The following is a 2,189-nucleotide window of genomic DNA, read 5'->3' as shown; positions in this document are numbered from 1 at the left end:
CGGTCAACGTCGGCACGGGCAACTTCATCTATTTCGACAACACCAGCACGCGTCTCAAGCCGGAACACTTCATGGCGTCGGGCGCGCTGCCGCCCGCGTTTCCACCGGTCGAGATCGACGGCGAGTACTACTGGGACGGCGGTGTCGTATCGAACACGCCGCTGATGGAAGTGTTGCGCGCGCGCCCGCGCCGCGACACGCTCGCGTTCCAGGTCGACTTGTGGAGCGCCCGCGGACCGTTGCCGCGCACGATGGCCGATGTCGCCGAGCGCACGAAGGACGTCCAGTATTCGAGCCGAACGCGTTTCGTCACCGACACGCTGCAGCGCGAACAGCGTTATCGCAACGTGCTGCGGCAGGTGCTCGATCAGATACCGGAAGCACAACGCAAGACCGATCCGTGGTGCATCGAGGCCGAGGCGCTGTCATGCAGCAAGAAGTACAACGTCCAGCACCTGATCTATCAGGAGAAGGCCTACGAGCATCATTACAAGGACTATCAGTTCGGTCTGTCGACGATGCGTGATCACTGGTCCGCGGGACTCGACGACATCCGCAAGACGCTCGCGGTCAAGGATGGCCTCGCATTGCCGAACAACGACGCGGGCTTCGTGACGCACGACATTCATCGCAAGAGATAGTGTCGTGTGCGAAACGGACCGGCGCTGCGCCTGCGCCGGTCCGGGTTCTTTTCCGGCGCGGCATGCCGGCTTTCACTACGCTGTTCGCACTCGCCGCTTGCGTGCGGGGCGCGACTGATGCATTTCACGTCAGCATCGCGCGTTCCGCGCCGGTGGCCGCCAGTCGCCGGTCGCCGCCTCCCGCCCGCGCCTGTCGCGCGCTGGATCAGGCGTCGCCGCGAGATCGCGCTCAATATCGGATCGCCCTTTGCGCGACGTTGTCCGATGCGCAGCCGCATCGGTCTCTGCTCCCGTAGAAGCTCACCTTTTCGCCCCGTCACGCGGCGCTTTCGCGTGCCGCGTCGTCCAGGCCGGCAAACGCCTCTGCGAGAAAATCGACGCACACGCGCACTTTCGCCGACGACGCGACCCGCTCGGGATAGACCGCCCAGATATTCGCCGGCTGCGTCACGTCCGGCAGCACGCGGCACAGTGCACCCTGCTCGATCAGCGGGCCGGCCTCCCAGATCGAGCGCAGGACGATCCCGCGCCCGGCCAGCGCCCATTGCACGGCGACTTCGCCGTGATTCGTCGACAACGCGCCGCCGACCTTTACGGTCGACATTTCACCGCGCACGCTCAACCGCCAGACGCCGAGCGGATGATCGCGTTCCTTGATCGCCAGGCACGCGTGCGACGCGAGGTCGGCGAGTGAGCGCGGCGTCCCGCGCCGCGCAAGATAGTCGGGCGACGCACATAGCACGCGATAGTTCGCGGCGAGCCGGCGGGCGATCAGGTGATCGGCAATGTCGTCGCCGATCCGGATATCGAGGTCGAATCCTTCGCCCGCGACGTCGACAAGCCGGTCGAACAGATCGAGCCGCACATTCAACTGCGGATAGCGTGCGGTGAAGTCGAGCAGCGCAGGCGCGACGACATGCCGCCCGAAGCCGAAGCTGCTCGACATGCGCAGCGTGCCGCGGGGCACCGTGCGCGTCGTCGATACGTCCTCGACCAGTTGATCGACGTCGTCGAGAATTTTTTCAGCGCGTGCGAATACGCGCTCGCCCGCCTCCGTTACCGTGACGCGGCGCGTCGAGCGATGCAGAAGCCGCGTACCGAGCTGGGCCTCGAGCAGCGCGATGCGCTTGCTGACATATGCGGGCGATACCGCGAGCTGCTCCGCCGCCGCGCTGAAGCTCGTCAGGCGTACGACGACGCTGAACACGCGCAGGTCGTCGAGGTTCGGCGATTTATTCACGATTCGTGGAAAGTCGATTAACCGGTTCGGGCATTCTAATCCTGACGGAAATAAATAGAATGCCTTCGAACGCCGTCGCGCCCATCGTCCGCAACGGCCCGATCGACAGGAGACCTCGCATGAGCGACAGAATCTACAACATCGCCGTCATTCCCGGCGACGGCATCGGCCGCGAAGTGATGCCGGAAGGACTGCGTGCACTCGACGCCGTCACGGCCCGCTTCGGCATCCGCTTCGCATTCCGGCACATCGAATGGGCGAGCTGCGACTACTACGCGCAGCACGGCCGGATGATGCCGGACGACTGG

3 protein-coding genes are annotated in these 2,189 nt (G+C 65.0%); 2 read left to right on the top strand and 1 reads right to left on the bottom strand.

What is annotated here, in order from left to right; genetic code table 11:
• A partial coding sequence (locus KH616_RS24340; RefSeq protein ID WP_292253782.1) for a DUF3734 domain-containing protein occupies positions 1-641 on the top strand: 641 nt, incomplete at its 5' end.
• A 316-nt stretch (positions 642-957) separates the two neighbouring features.
• Here the strand turns inward: KH616_RS24340 and KH616_RS24335 are convergent.
• Positions 958-1,881 (bottom strand): LysR substrate-binding domain-containing protein, encoded by a 924-nt coding sequence (locus tag KH616_RS24335; protein WP_292253780.1) that lies wholly within the window; start codon positions 1,879-1,881, stop codon positions 958-960.
• A gap of 119 nt (positions 1,882-2,000) precedes the next feature.
• Between KH616_RS24335 and KH616_RS24330 the strand changes: the two genes are divergently transcribed.
• Positions 2,001-2,189 (top strand): isocitrate/isopropylmalate family dehydrogenase (locus tag KH616_RS24330; RefSeq protein WP_292253778.1); only part of this gene is annotated, 189 nt, incomplete at its 3' end.

This window comes from Burkholderia sp. (genome assembly GCF_018375725.1).
GTDB lineage: Bacteria > Pseudomonadota > Gammaproteobacteria > Burkholderiales > Burkholderiaceae > Burkholderia.
This window is presented reverse-complemented; position numbering and strand designations above follow the sequence as displayed.